Annotated in this window: 23 protein-coding genes; 7 read left to right on the top strand and 16 right to left on the bottom strand. The window is 54.5% G+C overall.

Annotation, left to right across the window (positions count from 1 at the left end):
• Window positions 1-625 precede the first annotated feature (625 nt).
• Window positions 626-910, bottom strand: coding sequence for an H-NS histone family protein (locus JJB74_RS30330; RefSeq protein ID WP_200598302.1), 285 nt, complete (start codon window positions 908-910; stop codon window positions 626-628).
• Window positions 911-2,200: 1,290 nt separating this feature from the next.
• On the opposite strand from JJB74_RS30330, the gene JJB74_RS30325 reads away from it, so the two are divergent.
• From JJB74_RS30325 to JJB74_RS30305, 5 genes are all read left to right on the top strand, one after another.
• Window positions 2,201-3,415: an N-6 DNA methylase gene (locus tag JJB74_RS30325; RefSeq protein ID WP_200598301.1), complete on the top strand. Its 1,215-nt coding sequence runs from the start codon at window positions 2,201-2,203 to the stop codon at window positions 3,413-3,415.
• Between the two features lie 66 nt (window positions 3,416-3,481).
• The gene (locus tag JJB74_RS30320; RefSeq protein ID WP_200598300.1) at window positions 3,482-4,288 is read left to right on the top strand and encodes a hypothetical protein; all 807 of its coding nucleotides are present in this window, start codon (window positions 3,482-3,484) and stop codon (window positions 4,286-4,288) included.
• 13 nt (window positions 4,289-4,301) lie between these two features.
• Window positions 4,302-5,159 (top strand): hypothetical protein, encoded by an 858-nt coding sequence (locus JJB74_RS30315; RefSeq protein ID WP_200598299.1) that lies wholly within the window; start codon window positions 4,302-4,304, stop codon window positions 5,157-5,159.
• Between the two features lie 26 nt (window positions 5,160-5,185).
• On the top strand, window positions 5,186-8,128 hold the full coding sequence (locus JJB74_RS30310) for a MinD/ParA family ATP-binding protein (RefSeq protein WP_200598298.1): 2,943 nt from the start codon (window positions 5,186-5,188) through the stop codon (window positions 8,126-8,128).
• Window positions 8,129-8,184: 56 nt separating this feature from the next.
• Window positions 8,185-9,069, top strand: coding sequence for a hypothetical protein (locus JJB74_RS30305; RefSeq protein WP_200598297.1), 885 nt, complete (start codon window positions 8,185-8,187; stop codon window positions 9,067-9,069).
• 611 nt (window positions 9,070-9,680) lie between these two features.
• On the opposite strand, the gene JJB74_RS30300 is transcribed toward JJB74_RS30305, so the two are convergent.
• From JJB74_RS30300 to JJB74_RS30265, 8 genes are all read right to left on the bottom strand, one after another.
• Complete coding sequence (locus JJB74_RS30300; RefSeq protein ID WP_200598296.1) at window positions 9,681-10,010, bottom strand: coiled-coil domain-containing protein; 330 nt, start codon at window positions 10,008-10,010, stop codon at window positions 9,681-9,683.
• A 265-nt stretch (window positions 10,011-10,275) separates the two neighbouring features.
• The gene (locus JJB74_RS30295) at window positions 10,276-10,530 is read right to left on the bottom strand and encodes a hypothetical protein (protein WP_200598295.1); all 255 of its coding nucleotides are present in this window, start codon (window positions 10,528-10,530) and stop codon (window positions 10,276-10,278) included.
• 49 nt (window positions 10,531-10,579) lie between these two features.
• On the bottom strand, window positions 10,580-13,204 hold the full coding sequence (locus tag JJB74_RS30290) for a CRISPR-associated endonuclease Cas3'' (protein WP_200598294.1): 2,625 nt from the start codon (window positions 13,202-13,204) through the stop codon (window positions 10,580-10,582).
• Window positions 13,201-13,446 carry a hypothetical protein gene (locus tag JJB74_RS30285; protein ID WP_200598293.1) on the bottom strand — a complete coding sequence of 82 codons (246 nt, stop codon included), beginning with the start codon at window positions 13,444-13,446 and terminating at the stop codon, window positions 13,201-13,203. The genes JJB74_RS30290 and JJB74_RS30285 overlap by 4 nt, the downstream gene beginning before the upstream one ends.
• Window positions 13,443-14,426 carry a hypothetical protein gene (locus JJB74_RS30280; protein WP_200598292.1) on the bottom strand — a complete coding sequence of 328 codons (984 nt, stop codon included), beginning with the start codon at window positions 14,424-14,426 and terminating at the stop codon, window positions 13,443-13,445. Before JJB74_RS30280 ends, JJB74_RS30285 begins: the two co-directional genes overlap by 4 nt.
• On the bottom strand, window positions 14,423-16,942 hold the full coding sequence (locus tag JJB74_RS30275; protein ID WP_200598291.1) for a DNA topoisomerase 3: 2,520 nt from the start codon (window positions 16,940-16,942) through the stop codon (window positions 14,423-14,425). The genes JJB74_RS30280 and JJB74_RS30275 overlap by 4 nt, the downstream gene beginning before the upstream one ends.
• A gap of 78 nt (window positions 16,943-17,020) precedes the next feature.
• On the bottom strand, window positions 17,021-17,251 hold the full coding sequence (locus JJB74_RS30270; protein WP_200598290.1) for a hypothetical protein: 231 nt from the start codon (window positions 17,249-17,251) through the stop codon (window positions 17,021-17,023).
• Window positions 17,252-17,255: 4 nt separating this feature from the next.
• Window positions 17,256-18,236 carry a hypothetical protein gene (locus tag JJB74_RS30265; RefSeq protein ID WP_200598289.1) on the bottom strand — a complete coding sequence of 327 codons (981 nt, stop codon included), beginning with the start codon at window positions 18,234-18,236 and terminating at the stop codon, window positions 17,256-17,258.
• A 418-nt stretch (window positions 18,237-18,654) separates the two neighbouring features.
• Between JJB74_RS30265 and JJB74_RS30260 the strand changes: the two genes are divergently transcribed.
• Complete coding sequence (locus tag JJB74_RS30260) at window positions 18,655-19,227, top strand: XRE family transcriptional regulator (RefSeq protein WP_200598288.1); 573 nt, start codon at window positions 18,655-18,657, stop codon at window positions 19,225-19,227.
• A gap of 64 nt (window positions 19,228-19,291) precedes the next feature.
• Here JJB74_RS30260 and JJB74_RS30255 read toward each other — a convergent pair whose 3' ends face one another.
• The 7 genes from JJB74_RS30255 to JJB74_RS30225 form a co-directional block, all read right to left on the bottom strand.
• Window positions 19,292-20,257, bottom strand: coding sequence for a DUF3150 domain-containing protein (locus tag JJB74_RS30255; protein WP_267913222.1), 966 nt, complete (start codon window positions 20,255-20,257; stop codon window positions 19,292-19,294).
• 136 nt (window positions 20,258-20,393) lie between these two features.
• The gene (locus JJB74_RS30250) at window positions 20,394-20,552 is read right to left on the bottom strand and encodes a hypothetical protein (protein ID WP_200598286.1); all 159 of its coding nucleotides are present in this window, start codon (window positions 20,550-20,552) and stop codon (window positions 20,394-20,396) included.
• 209 nt (window positions 20,553-20,761) lie between these two features.
• A complete protein-coding gene (locus JJB74_RS30245) occupies window positions 20,762-21,238 on the bottom strand; it encodes a hypothetical protein (protein ID WP_200598285.1) in 477 nt (158 codons plus the stop codon).
• Window positions 21,238-22,377, bottom strand: coding sequence for an AAA family ATPase (locus tag JJB74_RS30240; RefSeq protein ID WP_234484986.1), 1,140 nt, complete (start codon window positions 22,375-22,377; stop codon window positions 21,238-21,240). Before JJB74_RS30240 ends, JJB74_RS30245 begins: the two co-directional genes overlap by 1 nt.
• Before the next feature lie 215 nt (window positions 22,378-22,592).
• Window positions 22,593-23,822, bottom strand: a complete 1,230-nt coding sequence (locus JJB74_RS30235) for an HD-GYP domain-containing protein (RefSeq protein ID WP_200598284.1) — start codon at window positions 23,820-23,822, stop codon at window positions 22,593-22,595.
• 52 nt (window positions 23,823-23,874) lie between these two features.
• Entirely contained in the window at window positions 23,875-24,354 is a 480-nt protein-coding gene (locus tag JJB74_RS30230; protein ID WP_200598283.1) for a chemotaxis protein CheW, read from the bottom strand.
• Complete coding sequence (locus JJB74_RS30225) at window positions 24,351-25,967, bottom strand: methyl-accepting chemotaxis protein (RefSeq protein WP_200598282.1); 1,617 nt, start codon at window positions 25,965-25,967, stop codon at window positions 24,351-24,353. The genes JJB74_RS30230 and JJB74_RS30225 overlap by 4 nt, the downstream gene beginning before the upstream one ends.
• Between JJB74_RS30225 and JJB74_RS30220 the strand changes: the two genes are divergently transcribed.
• Entirely contained in the window at window positions 25,966-26,985 is a 1,020-nt protein-coding gene (locus JJB74_RS30220; protein WP_200598281.1) for an AraC family transcriptional regulator, read from the top strand. The two genes, JJB74_RS30225 and JJB74_RS30220, sit on opposite strands and share 2 nt — an antisense overlap.
• Window positions 26,986-26,997: the final 12 nt, after the last annotated feature.

Below are 26,997 nucleotides of genomic sequence, written 5' to 3'. Positions count from 1 at the left end.
CAGGCGCGACTTTCATCGTGGCGCGGGGAAGTGCTCTCCAATCAGACGCCGTATAGATTTAGGCAAGCCAATCACAAAACCCAAAATCTACCCTTGCAAAAAGGAGGGTGACCATAGATTTTTCGAGCCGACCATGACGCCAAAGCTTTTACTCGAAATTATTTTTCTGGGAGAGGAACGTCTTTTCCGTCGATCCGGGAGACGCTCTACAGCTCGGCGACGGTACGCTCCATGACTGCCCGAAGGGGGCGTGAAGGAATTTCAGTGAAATCTGACTCAGCTGCTGGATGTTCCGGCTTTTCTCGGCCACCAGGTTTTCCGTTTTCCTCGCCGTAATTCCACCGACCACTTCCACATAGATGGCTTTCTTCAGCTTGTCTATTTCGTCGGGGTGCGGGGCACTGAGGTCACACACGCACATGGGCTAACTCGAGCTACTCCTCGCGAAAGAACGTCTTGGCTTGGCTAAGGTTTTCAGAGCGCAATACCCCGATGGTCTCTTGGCGTTTTATCGGAACACAGAGCTGAAGAAAAGAAGACGGAAGACAGAAATACTTCAAAGTACATAGAGCGTTTAAGATTTCGCCACCAAGAAGAAGCTTGGTGGCATGTGATTCGCCGGAGCTTACGCCACGCGGAACTGCTCTTTGTCCTTACCGTGCAGCCAGCCGGGCATGCGGCCACGTCCCGACCAGGTATTTCCATCATTGTCACGAAACTGAACTTTGCCCCCACCCTTAACTTTGCCGCCGCGTTTTTTGCTACCGGCAATATCGTCAACGGACAAACCGTAATCCGCCATTAGTGTACGGATCCGATCGATGGCGCCTTGCACCTCCTGGTTGCGCGCTTCTTCGGCTGCGCGTTGCAGTTCAGCGATTTGATTTTGAATCTCTTTATACGTAGCCATTCTATACTCCTCTACTAGAAAAATGCAGCGTCTCAGCAATAGCTCTCATCATTTTGACTCGCAATTGCCTTGCGCGTTTCATACTTGGTCAATATGTATTCGAGCAAAACCGTGCAGGAGTGTAAGACATTTGTAGGAATAGGTCTACGCGAATTACAATGTTTTCACTAATCTTGATGTGAATTCTTGTAACGACTTTTGCCACTTGCGAATAACGTTCTAAATAATAGAGCGAAAAGGCCAATATTGGATCGTGCGCCTTCGGCTCGAACGGGTGTCATTCAACCGCATCGGCAGCACAGAGTGGCTGTGGGTGCGACCGGAAAGCAGCGAAAGCGGACGATCAGACCTTCAAATAGGAAGGTCGAATTTTATACAATGTCATGCCATATGGAAAAAATTTTCCATAAAAATCACGGTGGACGAGTGCGGTTTATCACTTGACGATAAAATTTTTACTTATTTATGTTTGCATAATGATAGTCACCGAACCAGTCGCTCTCTGAGAATTTACAAAATTGCGACGGCGTATGTTTATGGTTTTGCGTATCGCGAGTGTGCTTCCATTTCGGTTGTATGAAAGCACTCCCTTTCATATGATGCTACGCCGTGTTATCAAGCCTCGACCTTCCTTCGAATATTGAATGCATCATCAGCTTTGGCACCGTACCGAATCGAAATTTTGGGCAAGAGGGAAATAACTTATCAAGATTTATGCGGCTCGGAGATCCGTCGTATTGCAATAGATCAATATAATTTTCGTTCAGCGTAATGTGTAATTTTACTTAGCTAAGTTTAGCTCAAACGATTCTGACACTAAAATGAAATTGCGGTAGTGTCGCACACTATTGTGCGCTATCCCATCAGTGGGTCGCATGTAGAGAGGATGTAAGTCCTAGCGCATCACCATTTAGATACGCGTTCATTCGCGTGCACGAGAGAGGCAACTTCACACGCTGTCGACTCCTATTCCCGAGCCAAAGGGAAGAGGCGGATCTCTAGTCGACACCTTACCGGTTGTCGAGGCATCCACGTGTTCAACAACCTCTATGGGCGCTGCTCACTCGGCTTGAAGACTGGAAGCGCCTCGAGTCCATCCGGACTACGTCCCCGGCTTGGTCGCTTGCCTTGTCGACATCGCCGAATGATCAGCACCGAGTAAGATTTCTGTGTAAACTTCCATCAAAACAGTTGCCATCAAGTCACTTTGCCAAGAACCTCCATGTATAGCTACAACCTGCGAACTAGCCTTTCTGCCAAGAACAACATTGCAAAAATTCAAGAACTGTAATGAAAAAATCATCTGCATGGCGGAGAGCAGGCACTGCAGGCGACCCTCGTCTTGGCCAATTTGCGACTCCTCCACTACTCGCAAGACTCATTATTTCAAGGTTCAGGAAGGTTAGTGGAAACGGGAACGGGAAAGTTATTGACCTAGGATGTGGCCCAGGCGCTTTAGCAAGCGCATTTTTGGAACAGCATTCAGAAACGTCCGCAACACTCGTTGATATAGATTCAATAGGAGCGAAGTTTGCACAACTAGATGCTCGCTGTAATTTTGTTCAACGCTCCGTTTTAAAGAAAAATTTCGCAGATCGTATGCGAAAGGAGTACGGAGAATTTAGCTACGCGATCTCTAATCCGCCTTTCATTTCATTCTCGGGGCCATCTTTATCATATATTGAAGACCACTTCGGTAATATACAAGCCAAAAGCTATAGAGCGGAGCTCGCATTTGCTATTCAAGCCATCTCATGCCTTAGCAGTCAAGGTCAAGCGGCAATTTTCATGCCTTTGAAAGCACTTAAGTATGGCAAAGACAATGCGGTATTAAAAGTTTTCCTCAACTCATTCGGTTTGCACGAGGTGCTACGTCTCCCGGCAAAAGCTTTCCGAAGTGCTGAGGTAGAGGCTGCGGCATTCATTTTCGACAAGGCGCGACCTCGTCGGAAAGCAAGATATTACACAGTAGAAGAGGGACTGACCGTAACTTATAACGGGTGGTTCGATGCTGCAGATTTGTCATCATTATTGTGTTCTTCAAAGTCAGGTGCAGATGAAAACGCAGTTACTTTGACTGCCCTTGGTACATCAGCACGACGGGGAAGGCATTCTGCGAATGAGCTCGAAAAGATCTCGGAAAGTTTCTTTCATACGACGTCTTTTAGAAAACATTCTTCGCAAGAAGTTTGCTTTCCAAGCGGAATGTTCAAGAACGACGCCTCACTGGTCATGGCTGAACCCGGGGATATCCTAATTCCCCGGGTCGGGAGATGTCTCGACAACGCGGCTATCGTAGTCGAAGGCGTACGTCCTATAACCGACTGTGTTTTCAAGATTGCATCCCCTGACCATTTAAGATCTCGACTATGGCAATTCATTTCCTCGGAGAAAGGAATAATGTGGCGACGATCATTGGCAGGCGGGAGCTGCGCCAAATTCATCCCAAAACGCGCATTAATGTGTGCGACTTTGCCAGTTGACATAGCACTTAGCAACTACTAGGTGCTTTGATTTGCATATTGTATTTGTTATTCGACTATTTATTGTAATTACAAAATTGGCACGGCAATGAGCTACTGGAGTAAAAACGAGGCTGCATACGAGCAGGCACTAGCCACAGTCGACTGGAACACGCTACCTTCTGATTTGCGTGAGGCGGCGCTATTACATTTTAATGCTTTATATACAGATAAAGAAATCCAAGCGTCGACGAGCGATAGGATGAAGAATGCTGTAGACGCAGTAGAGTGCGCAAAATTACTACATGCCGACCCAAGCGTATGGAAACAAGGAGTTATGTTCGAAATGCCGGCGGGAACCAAGTGTACCCATCTAACTCGAGCGCATTGGCTTGGCATAGGTGATATCAATTCCGATGACGATTTAGAGTTGGCTGCTCATTTCTCGGATTACGTAGAGGGAAAGCGGGGTTTATGGTTCACCGAAAGAGCAAACATCGATTCCAATTATGCTCAAATCTGTGAACTGGCTGACGAACTAGGCCTCTTCAGCTTCGGCCGTATGACTCAAGAAAGTCCGATAATAGTTTTCAATTTCTCTCTCGCGAAACCGATACCAGTTTTCAAACCCACATGGGTTCATGCTTTTTATAATTGGTACTTCGATCCATCGCCGGAAACAGAAAGCGAAAGAATTCCATACGGAAGAGCACGCGTACTACAAACGGGCGAATTAAAACGCAAAGAGTGGTGGGTGCATAAAGACTCTTTAAAAAGAGATAATTTCAAGTTAGATGATGTAAGGGTTTCTCATCGGAGTGATACCGACGTTACAGACTGGATCGATTTTCGGGAGGTTGGCGACGGCTATTTTCGAGCAGTCGAATCTCGTATAAAAAAGCTCGGGCACTTATAGGAAGATAAGCCAGATGGCATTCTTTACCAACCACGATGAGATAGTCCGGGCTGTTCAGCTTCGCCTGACAGAGAAAGATGGGACATTGCTTTCCGCCGATGCAGGCCCACCGACGTTCGATTCTGAACCTCCTCAGCAGTGGCTATATGATGCCTTCTATAGCGCTTATGCTGATAATGAAAATCAACGTATTTCTTTCTGGGTAGGAGTAGCAGAGGTTTTAGAAAACTGCCTGCCTCCAATGTCAAATGATAGCGCTGAGGTCCTTAAGCGAACAGTAAACCTTATTGAATCAATTTATATCAACATAGGTTCGGAGAAGATATATAGCGGCGCTTTTCGCGAAGTTGTTGGCCGGATGCACGATGCACAAAAAAAGCTTGTCCCTAATAAGGATCTGATATTTTCGCTTTTATCTCGACAAATAGATGTCACGAATTTGGCTATATTAATCAAGTCTGCAGATGAAGATAATACCTTAGAGGTGAGCCTTGCACCTCATATTGAAGCATTGCAGGCTATGTTAGTGACCGCATCCAGAAGTCAGACACGAGAGCTCAGTGTCCTCGATTCAACAATCATTCTTCGAGCTCTAACTATGCTCGCGCGAGCTTGGATCTCCTCCGGCAGTCGTGATATTAACAGCCGGCTGATAATTCCAGAATGGATTTCCCATAAACCAATTACGGCTGAACGTTTTCAAGGTTACTTCAATCGCATGGTTAAGCTTCTAACGAAAGCAGGCGCGCCAGAGTCGGTTTCATTGACCGTAAAGGATATAGAGGCGTTAATTACAGGCATGCGCCCCAGTATTGTTGCGGGTAAACCTCGATCCCGAATACCACGCCCAACTATTCATGCATCTGAGTGATGGACAACAGCTCAATGGAACATATCATGACGCAAGACCCACAAATCATTGCCTTCTATTCCCATAAGGGAGGCGTGGGCAGATCACTTTCGCTTGCCAATACTGCTATTGCGCTGGCCAAAAAAGGGAAAAAAGTGCTCATGCTGGACTTTGACCTGGAAGCTCCTGGTTTGCATGAAATTTCTCCTTTCCGCGAGGTCGTTGCTCCAGCGCCTTATGGCTTGATTGAGCTTCTTTCTCTCTACACTGCGACCTCAGACGATGAGAAAAATAGGACAAGCTTTCCTAAATGGATTCTCGAAGAATATGCGACTCCAGTGACTATAAGGCACGCAAAAAAAGAAGACAGTTCTGGCGTCGGTAATCTATGGATAATCCCAGCAAGCAATTCATTATGGGGCAACGGTGAAGGGCCCGGAGACCTTAATCACGAGAAGAAAAGAAAGACCTATCTCGACGCGTTGAATCATTTTAGCTGGGAGAATTTCTACTCTTCTGCAGGTGATGCCGCTTGGGCAGATATACTAGCTAGACTTACCTCAAAAGATGAACCTAATGGTTACGGTTTTGATTTCATATTGATAGACTCGCGTACTGGATTCAGTGATCCATTTTATGTTGCGATGACATTGGCGAAGACAATTGTTATTGTAAGTGGCTTTAATCGCCAAAACATTAAGGGCACTAAAGAACTTGTCGGTAGATTAAAAAGCGACGGATTTATTGAGCAATATGGACGCAAGAGATGTATTTTAGTTGGCTCGCCAGAACCCGAGCTTGCTGACAGCGAAAGAAGAAAATGGCTTACCGAAGTCCAGACCATTTGCTCGTGGCCGGACTTTAAAGGTTTCCAAATACGCTTACCTTACATCCCGCGTCTGGCGCTTGGTGAAGAGACGATCGTCGACTCAATAGGCCCCACTTCGCCTGCGCGCGAGAAGGACTATGCGCAAAACATAGGCCAATTAGCAGAGAAGCTGTTAGAAAAATATATAACGCCGATAGATTCTCCTTCAGTTAAGACCGCTACACCAACTAATCCATTTGTTTTACTCAGAGCGGACTATGCCAATCATGAACAAATAGGTCAGTATTTTATTGACCCAGGTAAAGAGCTTGTTCGGGCAATGAGTACGTTCATGCCTGTCATATTCCAAGGTGCGCGCGGAAGCGGTAAGACCATGTTGGGCAGGTATTTCAGCGTCGAACGTATTGCAGGTGCCATTAGACAGAAAGGAGTCGTGCCAAGTCCCGACTTAGCGCCCACCTACTTGGGGCTTTATCTTCGCATCGATATTGATCTGTTACAAGTGTTTGTCCCGGCAACGCGGGACAAACAAGGCCACTACAATATGTTGTTCTCTCAGTTCTTTGACCTTCTAGTTCTAAGGAAAGCTTTACACGCATTTGATGAGTTTGGTGGGTTGGCCGTTTGGTGTGAAAGCGCGGATAGGGAGAAAAAGCTATATCAAGTTTTAATCAGAGAGTTCGGGCCAGAATATCGCAATATTGATCCCACGATGGACGCACTGCTTATTGCAATTGAAGACCGATTAGCTTCGATGCGATATTACGTCAACAATCCAGAAAACACTCCTGAGCCTGCCAGGTTGCAAAGCAACATATTGCTTAAACTTTTGGTCGAGCAGCTAACTGAATCTCCAGACAGCAAATTTGGAAAACATTATTTTGCTGTGATACTCGATGAGTATGAGCACTACACAGAGGACCAACAAAAAGTCGTTAACAGCCGTATTAAGCAAATAAAAGAAAGCGACCACGTTACGTACCGATTGCTTTGCAAGCATGGGAAAGCTGGTCTTAGAACAACAGCTACACTTGCGGACGGTCAACAGATTCAGCCCATACACGATTTCAATCTCGTTAATTTAGATGAGAGTATTGACACTATCCAGTTTACGGGCCATTTGCAGAATATTGCGCAAAAATATCTGGAAAATAACGATTTCTTTTCTTTGCTTGGTGTCACTACACTCGACGAGCTACTTGCGACCGAAACCGCTTCGGATCAAGCAAGGCGTATTGCCCACACCAAGCAAGACAAGCCATTACGAGATTGGATATCTAAATTTTTCCCCGCTGATATGGCCGGGATCTTTGCGTGGTTCGATCGGGAGCCAAATATTCTAACTAAAGCCTTGGGGGTTGTAATAATGAATCAAGGCCGCCTAAGGAAGCGAGAAGGAAGTGGTAAAGATCCAGACAGCGTGATTTATGAAATTGAAAATAATACATCTAAAGCAAAGGACTGGCGCCACAACTACGAGCGCGGTACACTTTTTTGGCTCGCGCGCCTGTATAGCCGACCACAAGCAGTGATGTATGCAGGAACTGAGACAGTATCTTTGCTGTCAGGTCGCAATGTCCGAACCTTTCTAGAACTTTGCCGGTCAATCGTTGAAGAATGGTTTGCGAGTCCACGAAAGGGGGAGACCGCTGCACCTCCAATTTCTGTTTCCATACAAACTGATGCGCTTCGTAAGGCTGCGGATGGTTATCGTGGCGTCATTCGGTCTCTACCCAAGTATTCTAGAGAGCTTTTGGATTTCACTGACAGATTGGGACAATTGCTTGCTGTTATGAACCGGACTCCCACGCAAAGTGAGCCTGAAATTAATCATTTTAGCGTTACAAAAGACACTGAAATAAACGAAGTTTGGACCGACTTATTCCAGGCCGCCTATGCTGAATCGATTTTGCTCCGTCTGCCCGGTAATAAACAGAAATCAGACGCTGATCTTCAGCTCGACGACTGGCAGCTAAATCCGTGCTTTGCCCCGCACTATGGTTTTTCTCCTCGTCGCAAGAAAAAACTTGGTACGCTTTCTGGTGAGGAACTACGTATTTTATTCATGGGATCTCAAGCTGAGTATGCAGCACTGCAACGGCAATACTTGAATGCCGTAAATTCAGGATTTGACTCCTCATCGCAAGAAAGGCTTTTGTGAAGCTAAAGACAAGGTCGACTCGTAATGAGGAAGAGTTGCGTGAATGGCTCGTGGACGTGGATATTGTCATCAGTTCCCCCGTTGGGGATCATAGCGAAGATCGAGCAAAGCGGGTTCTTCAACTTAGCCCAGTCACTTCAAAGAAAATTGCTATAGAGTGTACCGATACGCGTAATCTAAACTTTTCCTTTTCGGTGAGTAGTTCGCGAGTTGAAGTGGGTTGGCCGCATCTCTCTAAGATGATTGGGCAGGAAATCCCAGTGAAGAAGGGTGGAATTACCACCGTGCTGATTGATCTGACAGACAAAGATTGGGAGTATTGTTTTTTTGTGCTGCCTTGCTTACTTGCGCGCCCGGATATTCTAGTTGTATGTGGCTTCACAGCACCAGATAATTATCCACAGCCGATCAAGGAGGAGTTGCCCCCGATTGAAACTTATGGCATTCGCCAGCCCCCGGGCTGGATTACTGGTTTGGACTTTCCCTCTATCGCAAAGGACAACCATCCAAAGCGGCATGTTTTTTTTCTTGGTTTTGACTCTGACCGTGCCCAGAAGTTTGTGCAGCACTATAATTGGATACGTGAAGATTGCATATCAGTGGTTGGTGATCCGCCTTACATATTAGATGGCCAATTAAAATGCCGACTAGCGAATGAGTCTTTTCTGAAAGAATTGCCGGTTAGTGAATTCAATCGGCGAACGATTTCTGCGGCGTCTCCTTCCGATACAATCCTTTTGCTTCAACAGTTGATAAAGGATTCTTCTGCAATTGATATAATATTATTAGGTACGAGCCCAATGACGTTAGGCGCTACACTCTTCTACCAATATCTGCCCGAGAAAGAAAAATCTCGAGTTCGTTTTTTGCATGATTTTCCGAAGCGTCACGTAGGTCGGACTGTAGGCGTGGGACAAACTTGGCTTTTTGACTGTTTTTGATATCCTAATTATGCTAAGTGTATAATTCCTTTTAGACTCATGTTCAAAAATGGTCGTCCATCTTATTGACAGATGTTTCATGCAATCTATAAAGTTTAGCTGCAGTGCTTAGCGCGTTTGTGGAAGAGTCGTTGCTGCAGCGGCAGATGCCAAGCGTCTACTGCCTTCGTTGGATTTTTAGCGGGTGTCCGCTATCAGTCTTCATCAACCAAACAGCCTTTTTCAAAGAACGATGAGGAAAGTGGACGTTAGAGGTTTCGTTTCAGCGTTCAGAAATGTTTTCTATAAAGCAGGCTTTGAATGTATGAATTGACCTGCCCTTTAGGTAATTCCGTTTTCTGAAAACCTAAAATGGTCTGGCGATAATAATGGTTATCATCATATCATTTGAGAATCTGTGCGCAGGGGAAATTTTTCTACGGGCCGGAACGTGTGCGCGGTACAGCATGGGAAACAAATCCACGTTGACCAGTACGCTCGAGCTGCGCCTCGGTTCCGGTTGCTATGCTTAGTAGAGATCTACCTACCGCCAGGCCCATGCCTCGAATCCGATAGGCGAAGAAAATCCCCCGGGCACCAAGGCGGCACGCGGGGGATCGGACGAGTTCAGATCAGAAAAAGCTTTTCGCGATGAGCGACACGACACCGACAACGATCGTGCCGAGCATCCACTGCATTAACTTCATGTCGGCTCGTACCGAGCCGATTTCAGTGCGCAACTCCGCCTTCATTTCTGCCCGGAACAGATTTACATCATTCCTGAGTGTACTTAAATCGTTTCGGACTGCAGAAATGTCATCTTTGGTGGCCACCGACGAAGTGGAGAGCGATTCCTTCAATGCGGCTGACAATGCTTCAGCACTCGCCTTGGCGTGCGCGTCAGGCATGCCGGCGGACCTCAGTTTCTCAACGTAGCGGAGAGTGTCGAATTGAATAGCCATGCTCAAATCATATTCCTGTAGAAATGGTTTCGCAAAATCCCTTTAGCGAAAGTTTAGGCTCTGGCAATGGCAGTGCTGGCTCTCAACCGTTTACGGGCCTACGGGAATGAACTAGGCATAGACATAATTTGCGGAGCAGGCTGTGCACGACAATGCGTCGCCGTCGGCGCAACAATCTCAGTGAGCCGTACGCCCTCTCCGCAGCGATGGGAAGACCTGCAGTGCCTGGCAGTTGTGACCTGACGAAAAAGAAGCTGTTGCAGCTTCAAGACGGCCAGCGGCGGTCAATCCAAGGTTCGGGCTGGGCTGTCACCGCCTCAGTCGGCGGTACCGAAGGTTCGGGATTGGCGAGTTCCGCGAAATGCTTTTCAAGCACATCGGCAGGCGGCTGGCCAACGACATTGCCATTTTCAACCGCCCAAAACGTGCCCTTCTTCAGGCCGGTACGGATCATCTCGTCCACCATCTCCTTTCCGAAGGCCTCGCGCAGGGAGTCGATCCATGCGGCGACTCCAGGCATTTTCTCGCGAAGATGCCCAGCTGCCTTTCCTTGGCAAGGCGAAGCACGATCAGCCATTTGCTAACGGTGCCACAGGAATGAGAAGGACGTCACCGGCGCTTGTGGAGCGTCGTTCGACCAATGCCGGAGGCAACCGCTCATCGATATTTTGCCCTGGAAAAGCCTTTTCGATCATGGATTGCAAAACGAAGTGTTTGCCATCGAGCGTTGCCAGGCAATGTAGCTCTCCACTTTCTACCGCGCGTTGAACCAATTTTTGAAAAACTTCATACGAGTGTTCTAACTTGAACTCGCTCAGACCGTCAGAGGAAGAAGCGCCCGTCTCCGCTGCCTTAATCCTGCCAGGGGCTTTACGGTTATTGCCTGAGCCGAGATATGCTACAAGTCCATTTTCAGCCCGCTTCTTCGTTTGGGATGCTGACAGACCTTGCAAGAAGTCGGACGGATTGGATGCCTGCCGTAGCTGTTCCAAATTTGCGTCATTACGCTCTGCCTGCTTTTGCTTCTTATATTTGGAGACAGGATCGCGCGGAACATCTTGCACCGCCGTGCCTCGATCGTGATCCATCGGAATGCCGAGCGTATGATGACCTGGTTCATCGACTGATTTATCTAGTCCGTTAGCATCAGCAGCCGCTGGTGGCTCGATTACACCCACTTCGTCCGTGGGGGCCGAAGGTTCAATATGGCTTGTTGCCAGAACATCGCTTTCCATGGCGGCATCGAAATCAGTCGCGTCGGATCCAACCATCACATGCGGCGCCAGCAAATCCATGTCGTCGCTTTCTGCGCCGGCCGGGGTAACGTCCGAAATGATGGGTTGTTCGTGAGTTATCTCGGCATCAGGTGAATTCGACGGCATGCCATCGATATCGCCTGCATCGAAGCCATTTATCTTCACTTGAGCATCCAGATTGTCCCAATCAAATGGAGTCTCGTCGGAAGTCAGATCTGGAGTCGGGGAAACTGATTCTGGAGTTGTGTTCGTTACCGTGGCGTGTATTTTCAGGACACCAGCGTTCGGCGGTGAGACCTTGATCGGGGCCGTTTCCGGTTTCTCCGGTGCTGGACGGGGTTCGACGGCTGGCGTTGTAGTGCGGACTGCTTCAACTGGCATGCCAGCGGCCATTATCCCTTTGCGTACCGATTGAAGGACATCATCGTCAAAGGCCTTGCCAACGAGGTCAAACAATTTGGCAGGGTCAGCAATCTTGTTCAGATGCGCAAAGTAGATCCCTTCGATTTTCGCGGTGGTTGCTAGAGGCGATAGATTCAGCAGAGCATGCAGATCGCCATGTTGCGATGTGGGTCGAATGACGATGGTCTGGTGCCAATCAGCCAAAGCAGTCGCCGTCTCGCTATGGTAGAAACGTACCAAATACAGCGGCTGATACCCTTTGAAATCAACACTATTATGGGAGGTAACAAGTATGCCTTTCTCTTCCAGAACAGTGAGAATTCGGTTCAGCAAGATGTAGCGGCCTCTTCCTACCTCGATTGAAACGCCAAGTTGCTTGCACATGGCCCTAAGCAGCGCCTCGTCTCGCAAATACACTACGTTTCCATGTTTCTGCCCAATCTTGAAGGTCTTGTCGGCTTCGATGTTGCCGGTACCATTGATTCGGCCCTGCTCAGTGACGCATGCAACGAACGCCGCATAGATCTCCTCACCTTCCGTCTCGGTGATCGCGTCCGCGTTGGCTGACGCGGCGCTGATGCCGCTTTCCCGCTGTCCGGTGGTCTGATCGGCCAAGATCAGGAATTCCAGCAAGGCCATCATGCGGTCGTCCAGCGCCAGCCCATCTTTGTCCACGGGGAAGTCACTGGGATGGTGGTAGTGCGCAACGACACGAGAAAGGATGCGATTGTCTTCAGGGGGGATCTCCCAGAACTCCGCTATCCGGGCAAGGATGCGTGCGCCGAGCGCATCGTGCTTCACGCCTGCGTCGTCCTGCTCGGAGCTGCTCTCGCTGGTCAGCACCGTGCCGTCAGGCTGAAGCTTATAGGCCTCAATCTTTCCAATATCGTGTGCCAGCCCAAGAATCGGGATCAGGGGATCGGCAGGGTCAAACCTATACTCGGCATTCCGCTTGGCGATGATCAGCTTCGGTGTCTTGCCGGCGCGCTTGATGTACACACCGTCGTACGACCAGCCCGGTGCAAGCTCGAGCGCCGTGTCGGCCACCGCCATGCAATGCTCGGCCAATGTTCTTCCGCCGTGACCGCCTTTGCGGTGGCTTGCGGGATGAGTCTTGTGAGCTGACAGCGTCTCCCACACGGCCATGAACAGCGCAACGTAGGCCGGGTTGGTTTCCTTGTTCGCTGCAATCCATTGCTTGACGCGCTCACTTTCGATCGGAAGACATTCCTTGGCCTTTACCCGCTTCGCTGGCGGCGCGAGGATCGGCACCGGACCGATGGTGGAGGTAATCCCGAGGAAGCTTCCTCCTTTCAGGCGATCCAGGGCGAGGCTGCGCTCCAGCACGATTAGCGCGGCGCTGATTACAAGGCCGCAAAGAAGTCCAACGACCGTGATGAAGAGTCCATAGCGCATCGCCGGCAAGCTCTCCCAGAACCAGACCGGGTCAGTGAACAGCGTGTACGCATTGCAGACAGTCCACCAAAAGGCGAAGACGATGAACGTGGCTTTGATAATCGGATTTTTATGGTTCACAGAAACGCTCCCGCGGATTGGCTGGATGCCGCCGGTTTAGAGGATTTAGGTACAGGCTTGCCATTCTTGTCTTCCAGGGTGCTGCGGCAGCCATCGGCATAGCCGGTACAGCTGCAGAAGTAAGATTTCTGGCCTTCGATGCGCCGCATCGGCTTGGTGCATTGCGGACAAGCGGCGGTCGCGCCATTGGGCAGCGTGGTGCCAGCGTTCGAGGCAACCGCATGGCCGTTCTCGTCATTCATGATCTTCTTGCACTCGTTTTTTTGTAGTTGGAAACCGGATCTTTGGGAACATCCTGTATGGCGACGCCACAATCGTGGCTCAGGGGAATTCCTGACGGTTCAATGCTTGATTCCTTCGGCTTACCAGTACTGTCGGCGGGCACAGCCTGGTCAGCAGGATCACTTTCACGGCACCTTTCAGATGTAGCGACCAAGTCGGATTCGCCACTATTCGAGATGACGGGAATTCCGTCTGCCACAAGCTCCAGGCCGTCCGCGCCAAGACTGCATTTCTCCGGTGAGGCAAGTAGATCCGGGTCCACACCATCAATGGGCGCCTCAGTGGCATGTACCAGCGCCTCCCCGCTGGCCGCCAGCCCGAGCTCCCCAAGCTCATTTAAGTCCGTAGTTTTGAAGGCGTTTTGCATCACTTCTTCACTGAGGTCAGCCCATTCAATGCTGTCCTCATCGGGGTCTTCTGGGTAATTGCCGTCTTCGTCGAGGTCTGCCCCGTAAATGCGGCCTTGCACCTCATCCTTTACATCGGCCCGGTTCGCAGGTGTAGGAGCTGCTGCGCCATGCGCTTCAGACTGCGGCTCAGACGTCTTCGGGATGGCATGTTCTTCGTTCGATTGATTTGCCTTGTTCGCTTCGATGCATTGCTTGACGCGTTCGCTTTCGATGGACAGAAAGTCTTTCGTTTTCACCCGTTTCGCCGGCGGCGCCAGAATGGGAACCGGTCCGATGGACGAGGTCACGCCATTGAAGGATCCCGGCTGCAGGCGATTCAGCGCCACCGTGCGCACAAGGAAAATCAGCGACGCTGTGAACGCGATTCCGACAAAGAAGCCTGCCACGTTCTGGTAGAGACTATGCGCCATGAGCGGGATGCTCTCCCAAAACCATTTCCGGTCCGTGATTAGGGTATAGAGGTTGCAGACGGTCCACCAGAACGCAAAGACGATGAAGGTGGCTTTGACGATCAGATTCTTCTGGTTCATAGGAATGCTCCAGCATCCTGGGCGGACGCGGCCGGTTTCGATGTCTTGGGTACAGGCTTGCCGTTCTTGTCTTCCAGGGTGCTGCGGCAGCCGTCGGCATAGCCGGTACAGCCCCAGAAATAGGATTTCTGGCCTTTGATGCGCCGCATCGGCTTGGTGCATTGCGGACAAGCGACGGTCGCGCCATTGGGCAGCGTAGTGCCGGCGTTCGAGGCAACCGCATGGCCGTTCTCGTCATTCATGGTCTTCTTGCACTCGGCTTCCCGGTTGGTGCAGGCCCAGAACCAGCCTTTCTTGCCTTTGATCCGCCGCATCAGGCTCTGGCAGGCAGGACAGGTCACCGAGTTGCCCGACGCATCGAGCGAATTGCGTAGGGCGGTCTGCGGGTCGTCGAGGAAGACGAACTCTAGCTTGAACTCGTCATTCATCTTCAGCGCAGCGCTGAATGGCGTCTTCTTCTTGGAGAGGAAGCCGTCCAGCGTCGGTGTCTGCCGATCGGCCAGCAGCTGCGCAATCTCTTCGTCGTTGAACATGCGGCCGGCGATCTCGCGCCACAGCGCAAATCCGCAGTTGGCTTCACAGACATAGGTCGGACCACCCGAAACTACGCCCGCGCCGCACTTCGGACAGGCGCAGCCCGCTAGCATCGAGGACGGCGGCGCTTTCTGCCGGATCGCGTCGATGATGTGGCGTGTCAGCTCGCCAATTTCCGCCATGAAGGCATCCCGTGCGTACTGGCCAGCTTCCATCTGGCGCAGCTTCTGCTCCCACTCCCCTGTCATGCGCGGCGAAGTGAGCGCGTCGATGCCGTTCATATCCAGAAACCCGATCAGGTCCATGCCCTTGGGGGTCGGCACCAGCCAGTTGTCCTTGCGGTCGACATACGGCTCCTTCGGTTCGCCGCGGCCGTCGACCCGGCTCAGCAGCCCCTCGATCGTCGCCGCACGGGTAGCCGGCGTGCCAAGGCCGCGCTCCTTCATCGCATCGCGCAAGTCGTCATCGTCGACCAGCTTGCCGGCGTTTTCCATCGCGGACAGCAGCGTCGCCTCGGTAAAACGGGTCGGCGGCTTGGTCTTCAGGTCCTTGATGACGATTTCCACATTCTTGACCGGCTCGCCTGGCTGATAGACGCACAAGGAAGGCGTTTTGCCGTCATCATCGATATCCACGCCATACACCGCCAGCCAGCCCTGCGCGGTCAGCACCTTGCCGGTGCTCTTGAACGACTCGCCGGAGACAACGGTGATGCGGGTGGTGTGCAGGTATTCCGCGGCGGGAAAGAAAGCGGCCAAAAAGCGCCGCACGATCATGTCGTAGATCTTCGCCTCTTCGGCAGTCAGGCTGGCGGGCTTCACGCCGGTCGGCACGATGGCGAAGTGATCGCTGATCTTGGCGTTGTCGTAGATGCGCTTACCGGCATTCATCCAACCGTTGGCCAGCACCTGCTTTGCGTGTGTTTCATACGCGGTACCGGCCAAGGCGTTCAATGTCTTGGCCACGGTCGGCACATAATCCTCCGGCAGCGCTGTCGAATCGGTACGCGGATACGTGGTCGCCTTGTGCTTCTCATAGAGCGCCTGGGCGATATCGAGCGTTTTCTTTGCCGAGAACTTGAGTTTCTTGTTCGCTTCCCGCTGCAGCGAGGTCAGGTCGAACAGGCGCGGCGCGGCCTTCGAGACCGGCTTGGAGGTGTCCGTCACCGAACTCGGCGCGACGCCGCGGCACTTGTTGGCCACCTGCTCGGCCTTGGCTTTCTCGGTGAAGCGATTGACCAGCCCTTCCTCGCCCTCTTCCTTGGCGTTCGGATTGAACCACTTGGCGACATAGGTGCCGGCCTGCACACCGAAGGTGCCATGCACTTCCCAATAGTCCTGCGGCACGAAGTTCCGGATCTTCTGTTCCTGGTGCACCAGGATCGCCAGCGTCGGCGTCTGTACGCGCCCTGCCGCCATGATCTGGCGCCGGTGCGTCTGGCGGCCGCGCAAGTCCGATATGCCGCGCGAACCATTGATTCCGACCACCCAGTCTGCTTCGCTGCGGCACTTGGCCGCATCGCTCAGATTGTCAAACGCCGAGCCGGGCTTCATGGTGCGGTAGGCGTCGCGGATCGCATCCGCGGTCATCGATTGCAGCCACATCCGCTTCATCGGCTTGGTGCACCGTGCCTTTTCATAGATCAGCCGGAAGATCAGTTCGCCCTCGCGTCCCGCGTCGCAGGCATTGACGACACTGGAAATGTCTCGCCGGGCCATCAACCGTTCAAGAAGGAGGTATTGCGCCTTGCTCGGCTCGAGCACCTTCATCGCGAAGCGCGCCGGGATGATGGGCAGCGAGGACAGGTCGCGGCCGGTGGTCGCGGCTTCCGGGGCGAAGAGCTCGACCAGGTGGCCGACGGCGCACGACACCACGGCCGTGTCGCTCTCCAGCCAGTTCTCGACCTTACTGAACCCGCCCAGCGCGGCGGCGATATCTTTGGCTACGGACGGCTTTTCCGCCACGATCAGCATCTTGCTCATGCAGGAATCATTTGGTGTGTATAAAAAACAAGCCAAGTCATTCGCATGAGCTTGGCTTCGTTGCGGCAGGCACGCGCGCTAGTGCCGGGTGCCGGAGATGGCCCGGAGCTTTTCGGTGCGCCGGTGTTCCTCGGCACACTGGTTGTCGCAGAAAAGCTTGCCTTCTTCGACATCCGCCTCGCAGCGGCTGTTGTGACAAATGCCTGTCGGCGCGAGCCTCCTGACCGAAAGGCTGGCCTGGGCTGCCTTCACGCCGCGCTCGATGAAGGCTTCATTGATCGCGTCTGAATCGTCGCAAATGTCAGCCATGGCATCAGGCTCCGGATGCTGGCGTACCGAGCGCTTGGGCGAGAATTGCAGCCGAATCGATGCCTTCCGGTGCGGCCGGCGCTGGCGCAGCTTCGCGGCGTGGCGCCCTGCGTGAGCCCATTTCCAGCATCTCGGCAACCCAGAACGGCGCGATCTTGATCAGGCCCGAATCCGGGGTGACCGGGCCCGGGAAGTCTTTCGCTTCAATATAGGGAAGCTTCGACACGGGCGCGAGGCCAGATTCCGGATCGGGTGCGCCGAGCGCCTTGACGTCGAGGCGGTACTCGCCCTGCACCTTGATCGGCAGGCCGCGGGTCAGCGTGTTGGCCAGCGGCTCCAGGTTGCGGCCATACCAGCGGATCGGGATGCTCTTGTCCGGATCTTCGGTCTGGCGCAGCAGCACGACCAGCCGGTCATTCATCGGCTTGCCCTCGGCATTGACGCGGTTGCGCTCCAGCGACTTGGCTTGCACGAAGCCGGCCAGCTGCACGGTATTGGTGGCGTTCTTGTTGAGCTTCAGCACGCGCCAGTCGACGCTGTTGATGCGCTCTTCCTTGGCAGGCACGTCGCCGGCCAGCTTGCCAACCGCTTCGATGGCCGCTGGCACACCGGAATCCTTGGCGGCGGCATGCACCTTGACGGACCATTTGCGCATCACGTCTTCGGCGAAGCGCTTATCCATGTGCATCAGGTTCGGCGATTCGAAGCGGATGCTCTTGGCGCGCACGATGCGCACGTCATTCTCGCGTGCGCCGATGAAATGGCAGTACGCCATGACCAGATCCCATTCCTTCAGGTCGCGCGGCAGCGGCGCCTGACGGGGGTCGAACTCGACCGGCAGCATGTGGTTCTCGCTGGCGGTTTGCTGGATGAAGCACTTGCCTTCGCCGGGTTGGCGCAGCACGCCGACGATCCAGCCGGAATTGAGCATGCCGTTCGGGTAGGAATACGAATCGGCATTGCGTTTGGCGTCCATTGGAAGCATGGAATCTCCTGAAGAATAATCAATGTCACCCCACCGGGGCATTAGTCGAGACAAGCCGCCCACCGCATTGCCTCGATCGAAGGCGGAAAGTTGTCTTGCATCAACAATTATACTTAACACATGGATGCAATACCAATACAAGTTAAAAAATACTGATATCGATGTTGGAAAAAGTGCAGGGGGCGTGTCGCGGAAAAGCGCGACAGCAGAGGGAGGACGCGGGGGGGAAATACCGGGAAAATGCCGTATAAGGCACAACATACAGTAGAATACTAGGTGTATTGCGATTCTGGCGCGTGCGCCAGTATTTAAACTGGAAAGAACACTTATGCCGAGAAAAGTATCTGCAAAAGCGCCGGCGGCGGCGCCCGCGCGTGCCGCGGAAAAGAAGTCAGGCCGGACCGTCCGGGCGGAAGAAGTGTCCGATCTCCACGAGCAGGGCTCGCTACTGCCGGAAGCCACGGAGGTTGAGGCGGATGACGAGGAGCCGCAGGACGGTAAGCCGAAGATCGAAGGCCGCAAGCTGATCACGCTCATCAAGAAGACGCTGATCGAACGGGGGCTGCCGGATCGGCATATTGCCGACCTGATGGGCGTGACGACGATCTACTGGGCCTCGATGTGCAACGGCCATCGCAAGATCAAGTCGGTGGGCAAGGATAAACTCGAGCGCGTGGCTGAATTCCTCGGCATGCCGACGGTGCAGGTCCTGGTGCTGGCCGAATACTTCGAGCCGACCGACTTCTATGTGAAGCGCACGCTGGACGATGAGCTCAACATCGTGCGGGAAGCGATGCAGGCCGATCCGAACTGGGTGTCGCTGGTACCCTCCTTCAAGGAATGGGAACAGCTTCCGGTCAACACGCGCATCCTTCTGGCGTTGCTGTACGAGCGCGAGGCGGGCCGCAACTTCATGCGCAAGCTGCAGATGGAGCACCCTGCTCTGGCTACGACGACGGACACGGGAAGCAAGAAGGCGAAAGCTGCCTAAGACGCATCTTCGCCAAAAAGAAACGCCACCAATCCGAGAAGGATGGTGGCGTTTTTGCTTCTGCTTAGAACTCGAACGTGAAGTGCTGTTCGAGCGGCGGGGCCGCTGGCGCCGGCGGGATGTTCTCCACAGGTGCCGGTACGTCGGCGTCCAGTTCGGGCAGCGCTTGTTGCGCCGGTTCTTCGACCTCGATTTCGACATCGAGCGGATCGAAGCGCATGGATTGCTCAGCCAAGATATTCTCCGGGCGCGAGCAGAACTCCAGCAGCGCACTGATCTGCATGAACTCCAGCCCTTCGATTGCCCCGGTCTGCGGCATTTGCCTCAGGACCCGGTCGCACGCTTCGCGCAAATGCTCGAATTTCGGCGACAGGATGCCCATCGAATCCGCCTTCTGGCGGATGCGGCGGACCAGGCCCAGCACGCGCGAGGTGGTTTTGCCACCGGTCGCGCCTTTCCACGACTTCTTCACGTCTTCCGCAATCTCCAGCGCTGCCTGACCAGGCAGGCCGTTGACCTCGGTATGCAGCGCATCGTCTTCCCCGAAAAACTGGGAAGACTGGATCTGCGTGGCGGACATGGCAAAGCGCAGCAGCTTGTCCAGGTCGGATGCCTTCGGCGCGTGGGTGCGAATCAGATCGGCGCGGGTCAGGCCCGGCTTGATCTCCACTGCGTTTTGCGGGTTGGCGGCCCATTCGTCGATGATGTTCGGCAGCTCCTGCAGGAACTCTGCCTTCTGCGCCTGGAACGTGTCGCGCAGCACCTTCAGTTCGTCGGACACCGCTTGCGCGCGGTCCAGCGGAACGAAGTAGCCGCGCACACGGTTATCGACACGCCGCGCCGCGCCGACACGCAGGATGATGCGCTTGGCGTCGGTGCGGGCCTTGGACACCCACGAGAACGTCCCCGGCGGCAGCATCTTGCCGACTTCACGAATGAAATCGTCCGCCTCCAGGGTGCGTTCGCCGGTGGAGCCGCCGATGATGATGTCGACCAAAACCATGTTGCTCAGTACTTGCGTGATATCCATACATTTCCCCATTCAAGAGTAGGAACTACAAAAGAAGGCACTTGCGTTGGCCCTGACATTGGTGAAATGGCGAACAGGAAAAGACAAAGCCCCGGCCGCTGAAAAAGCGGGCCGGGGCGGGTGGTGGGTAGGGGAATCAATCAAGCACAATCTCCTCGACCTCTAGTTCGATGGCCACCAGTCCATCCGCCGACGCGGCGCCGGGGTCGAACTCATCGAGCGGTTCCTCTGCCTGCGCGGGGAACAGGAAGCGGGAATCGAAGAAGGAAGCTGTGCTTGGGAGTGCTGCCAACATAGGAAATCTCCTCAAGTGGTGGCCCGCTACGGGACCGAACGGATCGAATGGAATTGCGGCTTGAGGAAGGGCCTCGTCGCCAAAACTTGTACTTGGTTATGCAGCACAAGAACTTGTAAGGCGGGCATCTGCAGGACAGACCGGGCAGAGGAAGAAGAAAAGGGAAAAGAAAAAGCCTCGATTCCGTTGGGAAGTCGAGGCTTGGAGGATTAAAAGTCGAGAACGAAGCCGGTGGCGGCCGCGTTGCTCTCCTGTGCGCTGAGCTGATCGAAAAACTCAGGTTTGCGCGTTTGCTGGCGTGGCGCCGGTGGCGGAACAGAGGATGCAGGCGAAGAAACCGCCCTCGCCTTCTGGCCCAACGTCCGTAATCCTTCCGCGATGGCTGACTGCTCCATGTTGGCGGGATCGTACTGGTACGGCGTACCCGCCCTTCCCTGTGTCCAGGCTTCGGCAAAACGGTAGGCTGCTTCCCTGCTGGCGAAGTCGCCGACATAGAAGTAGCCTTCCCGCTGCTTCTTTTGAGCGGTTTCCCGTCCATAGCCGCCTGCCTTCTGGTCGACTGTCCATTTCTTGTTGAGCGAGCCCCAAAAAATGGTGTCCACCGTGCCCGAGGAATCGAATCCCCAGGCCTTCGGCACCGCACTCGGCCCCTTTCCAGCGTTGGGGTTCACATACAGCTGAACCATCAGGAGTCCGCAACAATGGTTTCCCAGAGGTCGAGAACCGCCTTGCGTTCCGCGGCCGAACCGAAGTCCAGCAGCGTCATCTTCAGCGCCTCGGTGAACGCTATCTTGCTGTCCATGCCGGTGACATTGAACAGGCGATAGCTCATGCCCCAGTTCAGCAGGTTGCGGGTGGTGATCGTGAACTCCAGCGGTTCACCATTCGCGCCTGCATCCTCATTGAGACCGAGGAACAGGGAGCGCACCTTGCCAGCCAGCTTTGCCATGGCGGTTGCCGCGACATCCGGCAGGCCGATCTGGTTAATCAGCAGCTGCTTTTCTTCTTCTTCAGGCAGGTAGGTCGTGTTGATCACGAAATACCGGTCCATCGAGGCGATGTTCTGCCGCTTGGTGCCCTTGTAGAGAGAAGCGCTGCCGCCATTGCCGCCGGCGGAGCCGCGCCCGTTGGTATTGGCCGTGGCCGCTACCAGTGCGCCTGGTGCGATTTTGATCCGCTCTCCCGTTTCCGGGACAACGATATCGTCACCGTCCAGTACGCAGTTCAGGCTCATGGACACCGTCGGCAACAGCTGATCCGACTCGTCCAGCACCAGGATGGCGTTCGGGGTACGGGCCCAGCGCAGCACAGGTCCGTCGACAAACGTCATCTCGGGACCGACGCCGGTATTGCGCTTGATGCTGATGGCCAGCTTTTCGATGGCCTTGGCAATGCCCTGGATACCCTTCTCCAGAATCCCCGCGTCTTCACCCGGTTCCTCCTTGGCGATCGGACGGCAGAGCTTCCACGAGCCGAACAGTTGCGCCTGATCGGTGTCCTCGCTGCACTGCATGCGGAACAGCGGACGGCCGGTGCGGGCGGCGAACTGCTTGACCAGTTCGGTCTTGCCGCAGCCGGTCGGGCCGAAGATCATCAGGTTCTTCTTCATGTTGGCCTTGAAGAAGTTGTCCGGCAGGGAGGCAGCAGCCGCCCAAACCATCATCCGGCGCAGATTCTCGACCGTGAACTTGAAGCCATCGACGATGGCCGGGGTATCAACGGTAGAGGCGAACACCTTGACCTGGGTTTTTGCAAACGCCGGGTCGTCCAGGCCAAAAACATCCTTGACGGGCTTTTTTTCGATTGCTTGGATTGCTGCTTGCATGTGTTTCCCATATCGGTTGTCCCGATGTGGCTCCATAGTGGGTTGAAAGTAAGGCTGCGCAGGAATTGCGAAACCTGGCCCAAGGAGATGCCTCACACGGAAACGGAAAACAGACTGCGACAACGTCGGAATATCCTTGGCCAGCTGTGACCAAGGAGTGAGAATTTGCGGTCGCTGACGGCCGATATGGCGCTAGCGCGACCGCGAGGGAGGAATCAGCCGATTTCGAGAAAGCGGTGTGGGTCGACGCGCCACGTATCTGGACACTCGGCACAGACGATGCGCTCCCGCTCGGCGATGCCGGGAGCGGAAAGGTCGACCTGCTCGGGCGGAATATAGGTATTCGACCTGGTGTGGAAAAACACATTGACCACTGGCGCAAGCAGATTATTCGGGTTTTGCGCGGTCACGACGCCAAGGCGGCCCGAGGCCAAACGGACCAGCGAGCCGGACGGGAAGATGCCAATGCAGCGGATAAAGGCGCGCACATGCTCGTCACTTAGCTGCGTCTTGCTCCATTCGAGCATGCGGGACAGGGCTTGGGCGGGCGGCATGCCCTGATGGTAGCAACGCTCCGAGGTGATCGCGTCATAGACGTCAACGACCGCGGCCATTTTCGCCAGATCGCTGATTTCCGGCCCCGACAAGCCCTCCGGATAGCCGTTGCCGTCGCAGCGCTCATGATGGCGCAACGTGATGTCGAGCGCGATGGAACTCAGCCCGGCCACCCGCGCCAGAATCGCATGGCCATCCTTGGGATGCGCCTTGATGACCTCGAATTCTTCCGGTGTCAGGCGGCCGGGTTTGTTCAGGATGGCATCCGGCACCTCCGCCTTGCCGATATCGTGCAGCAAGCCGCCAAGGCCCGCCTGATACGTCACCTCGCCCGGCATCCCCATGAAACGGCAAAATGCCACCAGTAGCGCGCACACGCTTACCGAGTGCAGGAAGGTGTAATCATCCTTTTTCTTCAGCTGCAGCAGCACCAGCAACGCATTGGGGTTACGTGTGATCGAATCGACGATGCCTTCGACGGCAGGCTCGACGCGATCGAGCTGAATGACTTTCCCGAGACGGACATCCTGAGCGAGATCCTGGACTAGGCGCGAAGCCTGAGCGATCAGCGCCCTCGCCCGCCCGAGTTCATCGGACAAGCTGGCCGTGCCGGCACGGGAAGAAACCGGTGTCAGCGCGACTTCTGGCGGCGCAGCATCGGAAACCGCTTCCGTTTCCTCTACCAGAGCCGGTGTCACGGCCACGATATCGCAGCCCTTCGCCACATCGATTTCGAGGTGTGTGAAGCCAGCATCAACGATCTTGGCGATTTCAGCCCGGTTTGTGATCAGGAAGCGGTTCCGGAGGAAGGGATGGGCGGTCCAGCCACCGGGCAGGGAATGCACATACATGCCAACGCATAGCTGGCTTATCTCGATACTCTTGATCATGAGCGACTGTCGATAGAAGCGCGTAGGAACCGAACTGTTCGAAACCAACCCGTCAGGCGGCGATGCGCTCCAGCAGCCCCATGTCCGAGGCGGAAAGCATCTGTTCGATATCGATGAGGATGAGCATGCGCTCGTCGACTACGCCGAGGCCGATGAGGTGGTCCGTATCCACGACCGTGCCCAGCTCGGGCGCCGGACGCACTTGTTCCTCCGTCAGCGTGACCACGTCCGAGACGCTGTCAACGACCATGCCGACAACCCGGTTGCCGATATTCAAAACAATGACGACGGTGCTGGAGTCGTAAGTAGCCGCGCCGGAGTTGAAGCGCACCCGCATGTCGGCGATTGGCACGATGATCCCGCGCAGGTTCATAACGCCCTTGATGAAGTCTGGCGCATTGGCGATCCGCGTCACGTTTTCATAGGCGCGCAGCTCCTGCACCTTCAGAATATGGATGCCATATTCTTCCGCGCCGAGACGGAAAGTAAGGAATTCGCAGGGATAGGTAATGGATGAAGCAGCGGTATTCATTTCGTATATTCCAATGGAAGGACGCGGGATTGTAGGGGAGCGCCGGCAGCGCCAGCAACAACGTTATCCCGGACCTTGAAGACACTGACGGCGTGGCTAAGCTGGCTGGCCTGCTCCTGAAGTGAACTGGCGGCCGCGGCGGCCTGCTCAACGAGCGCGGCATTCTGTTGGGTGGCGCTATCCATCAGGCCGATCGCCTGATTGACCTGCTCGATGCCCGCGCTTTGTTCCTGCGATGCGTTCAGGATGTCCGCCATGACGGCGGTGACACGCTGGACGCTGTCGACGATCTCGTCCATGGTCGCGCCCGCATTCGACACCAGGGCACTTCCAGCGCCAATCTTGTCGACCGAATCCTCGATCAGGCCCTTGATCTCCTTCGCCGCGGCCGCGCTGCGTTGCGCCAAGCTGCGCACTTCGGACGCCACCACGGCAAAACCACGCCCTTGCTCGCCGGCGCGCGCAGCTTCGACTGCCGCATTCAGCGCGAGGATGTTGGTCTGGAACGCAATGCCATCGATGACGCTGATGATGTCGGCGATCTTCTTCGCGGATTGATTGATCGATTCCATCGTGCCGACCACCTCGGACATGACTTCGCCGCCCTTGACCGCGATGGTCGACGCGGACAAGGCGAGCGTATTGCCTTGCCGGGCGTTGTCGGCATTGTTCCGGACGGTCGAGGTCAGTTCTTCCATCGCCGACGCGGTTTCTTCCAGCGAAGACGCCTGTTGCTCGGTGCGGGAGGACAGGTCCATATTGCCGGCGGCAATCTCGGCCGACGCGGTTGCGATGGTGTCTGTCCCTGCGCGGACCTGGCCGACAAGGCGTGCGAGGCTGTCGCGCATCTCCTGCATTGCGTGCATGATGCTGGAGCGGTCGCCATGCTTGACCGTTACAGCGATTGCCAGATCGCCTGCAGCGACATGCCGGGCGATGGTCGCAACTTCAACGGGCTCGCCACCGAGCTGCTTGAGCAGTCCGCGGGTGATGAGAATGCCGACGACGATGCCGAGCACCGCAGCAGCTGCGGAGACGATCAGGATGATGGTGGCGGTCCTGCCAACCTCATTCGCAGCGTTTTTGCTAACGGAATCCACGTCGCGCTGTACCGATTTGAGCAGCACATCGATATCAGCGACGATCTGGCGGCGCAACGGGCTGCATTCCTTGACCAGGAATTCACCGTATTCGCGCATCTGTCCAGCGTCGCGGTATTTGCGTGGGCGCGTGAGTTCCTGCGCCATGGCGAGCAAGCCTTTTTGCGCCTTGTCGAACGCGGCATCGCCTTTGAATACCGGCGCCATCGCGTCCAGCGCCTTCAAATAGGTTGCCTTCTGCTGGTCGAGGATATCGAGTTCGCGCTTCGCATCGGCCTCATCCGTGAAGATGAATGCGTTGCGAGCGGCGATGCCGGTCTGGTCCAGGGCTTCGCGCGCCAGATAGAGTTGCTCGAGCTTCTCCGTGCGGACCTTGTTCTGGTTCCCGATGACCGCATCGATGCTGTAAATGTGAAACAGCGAGAAGCCGGCCAGCGCGAGCATCAGCGCCACGACGACTCCGAAGCCGAGCGCGAGTTTGGTCCCGATTTTGAGGGATGACAGCGTGTTCATGATTTTTTTCCTGTTGTTGGGCATGCACACCGTCCTGGCTTCACGCGAGCCGGGAATTCCCGTCACGATCCGCGCTGCGATGTTGAGGATGGATAAACGCTATGGTGTTATCGACAAGAACACCGGCCCGGTTAAGCGAGAGCCTACGCAAATCGTCCATACTCTTTTTCATTTCGTCCAAAATTTGATGAATCTGATCGAATCCTTGCTTCCACGCTTCAGCTTTCGTGCCGAAACGTTTTTCGCCGGTGAGTTTTGCGGGGCGAATGATTTCGGGGTCGAACAAAATGTCGGGCATCTGCACCTCGTGCGGCGTGGTCCGGTCACCATGCAGCACGATGACGGTTCGTCGGTACAGGCAACGGAACCCACTCTGATCTTTTACCCGCGCCCCTTCAATCACCGTCTGATCGTGCCACCCGGTTCGAACGCTGAACTGGTCTGCGCCAACGTGATGTTTAAGGAAGCCGCATCGAATCCGATCGCGCTTGCGCTGCCTTCCTACGTGGCCATTCCGCTGAAAGAGGTACCGGGAATGGATATAACCTTTAGCCTGGCCCATGCGGAGAAATCGCGTGGCGGGTCGGGCGAGCGTTTCATCCTGGACCGGCTGTGCGAGATTCTGGTATTCCAGATCATCCGGCACGAAATCGACAACGCACGCATGTGTTCGGGGTTGCTGGCCGGGTTCAGTGACCCCGGCATCGCGAAGGCACTCAACGCGTTCCATGAAGATCCGTCTGCTGACTGGAATCTGGATAACCTCGCCCGGCAGGCCTCGATGTCGAGAAGCAAATTCGCGCTGCGATTTCGTGAGCTCGTCGGCACGACACCAGCGAGCTACGTTGCCGACTGGCGTCTGGCGTTGGCGGAGCGGCTGCTGATGCAGAATCAGCCGGCCAAAGCTGTCGCCAGCGCGGTGGGCTATGGCTCACAAAGCTCTTTTACAAGGGCCTTCATCGAGAGGAATGGCACGCCTCCGACGGAGTGGGTGCGGCGGCGCTCTGAAGGGATCTGACAAGGCCAGCCA

Origin of the sequence: Noviherbaspirillum pedocola, assembly GCF_016632335.1 — a bacterium.
Taxonomy (GTDB): Bacteria; Pseudomonadota; Gammaproteobacteria; order Burkholderiales; family Burkholderiaceae_D; genus Noviherbaspirillum_A; species Noviherbaspirillum_A pedocola.
Note: the sequence above shows the minus strand (reverse complement) of the source record. Positions and strands in the feature narration are given on the sequence as shown.

Bases quoted from the DNA above. Each gene is read 5' to 3' on its own strand.
- JJB74_RS30330 (WP_200598302.1), bottom strand. From the start codon at position 910: ATGGCTACGTATAAAGAGATTCAAAATCAAATCGCTGAACTGCAACGC.
- JJB74_RS30325 (WP_200598301.1), top strand. From the start codon at position 2,201: ATGAAAAAATCATCTGCATGGCGGAGAGCAGGCACTGCAGGCGACCCT.
- JJB74_RS30320 (WP_200598300.1), top strand. From the start codon at position 3,482: ATGAGCTACTGGAGTAAAAACGAGGCTGCATACGAGCAGGCACTAGCC.
- JJB74_RS30315 (WP_200598299.1), top strand. From the start codon at position 4,302: ATGGCATTCTTTACCAACCACGATGAGATAGTCCGGGCTGTTCAGCTT.
- JJB74_RS30310 (WP_200598298.1), top strand. From the start codon at position 5,186: ATGACGCAAGACCCACAAATCATTGCCTTCTATTCCCATAAGGGAGGC.
- JJB74_RS30300 (WP_200598296.1), bottom strand. From the start codon at position 10,010: ATGGCTATTCAATTCGACACTCTCCGCTACGTTGAGAAACTGAGGTCC.
- JJB74_RS30295 (WP_200598295.1), bottom strand. From the start codon at position 10,530: ATGCCTGGAGTCGCCGCATGGATCGACTCCCTGCGCGAGGCCTTCGGA.
- JJB74_RS30285 (WP_200598293.1), bottom strand. From the start codon at position 13,446: ATGAATGACGAGAACGGCCATGCGGTTGCCTCGAACGCTGGCACCACG.
- JJB74_RS30280 (WP_200598292.1), bottom strand. From the start codon at position 14,426: ATGAACCAGAAGAATCTGATCGTCAAAGCCACCTTCATCGTCTTTGCG.
- JJB74_RS30275 (WP_200598291.1), bottom strand. From the start codon at position 16,942: ATGAGCAAGATGCTGATCGTGGCGGAAAAGCCGTCCGTAGCCAAAGAT.
- JJB74_RS30270 (WP_200598290.1), bottom strand. From the start codon at position 17,251: ATGGCTGACATTTGCGACGATTCAGACGCGATCAATGAAGCCTTCATC.
- JJB74_RS30265 (WP_200598289.1), bottom strand. From the start codon at position 18,236: ATGCTTCCAATGGACGCCAAACGCAATGCCGATTCGTATTCCTACCCG.
- JJB74_RS30255 (WP_267913222.1), bottom strand. From the start codon at position 20,257: ATGGATATCACGCAAGTACTGAGCAACATGGTTTTGGTCGACATCATC.
- JJB74_RS30250 (WP_200598286.1), bottom strand. From the start codon at position 20,552: ATGTTGGCAGCACTCCCAAGCACAGCTTCCTTCTTCGATTCCCGCTTC.
- JJB74_RS30245 (WP_200598285.1), bottom strand. From the start codon at position 21,238: ATGGTTCAGCTGTATGTGAACCCCAACGCTGGAAAGGGGCCGAGTGCG.
- JJB74_RS30240 (WP_234484986.1), bottom strand. From the start codon at position 22,377: ATGCAAGCAGCAATCCAAGCAATCGAAAAAAAGCCCGTCAAGGATGTT.
- JJB74_RS30235 (WP_200598284.1), bottom strand. From the start codon at position 23,822: ATGATCAAGAGTATCGAGATAAGCCAGCTATGCGTTGGCATGTATGTG.
- JJB74_RS30230 (WP_200598283.1), bottom strand. From the start codon at position 24,354: ATGAATACCGCTGCTTCATCCATTACCTATCCCTGCGAATTCCTTACT.
- JJB74_RS30220 (WP_200598281.1), top strand. From the start codon at position 25,966: ATGATTTTTTTCCTGTTGTTGGGCATGCACACCGTCCTGGCTTCACGC.
- JJB74_RS30225 (WP_200598282.1), bottom strand. From the start codon at position 25,967: ATGAACACGCTGTCATCCCTCAAAATCGGGACCAAACTCGCGCTCGGC.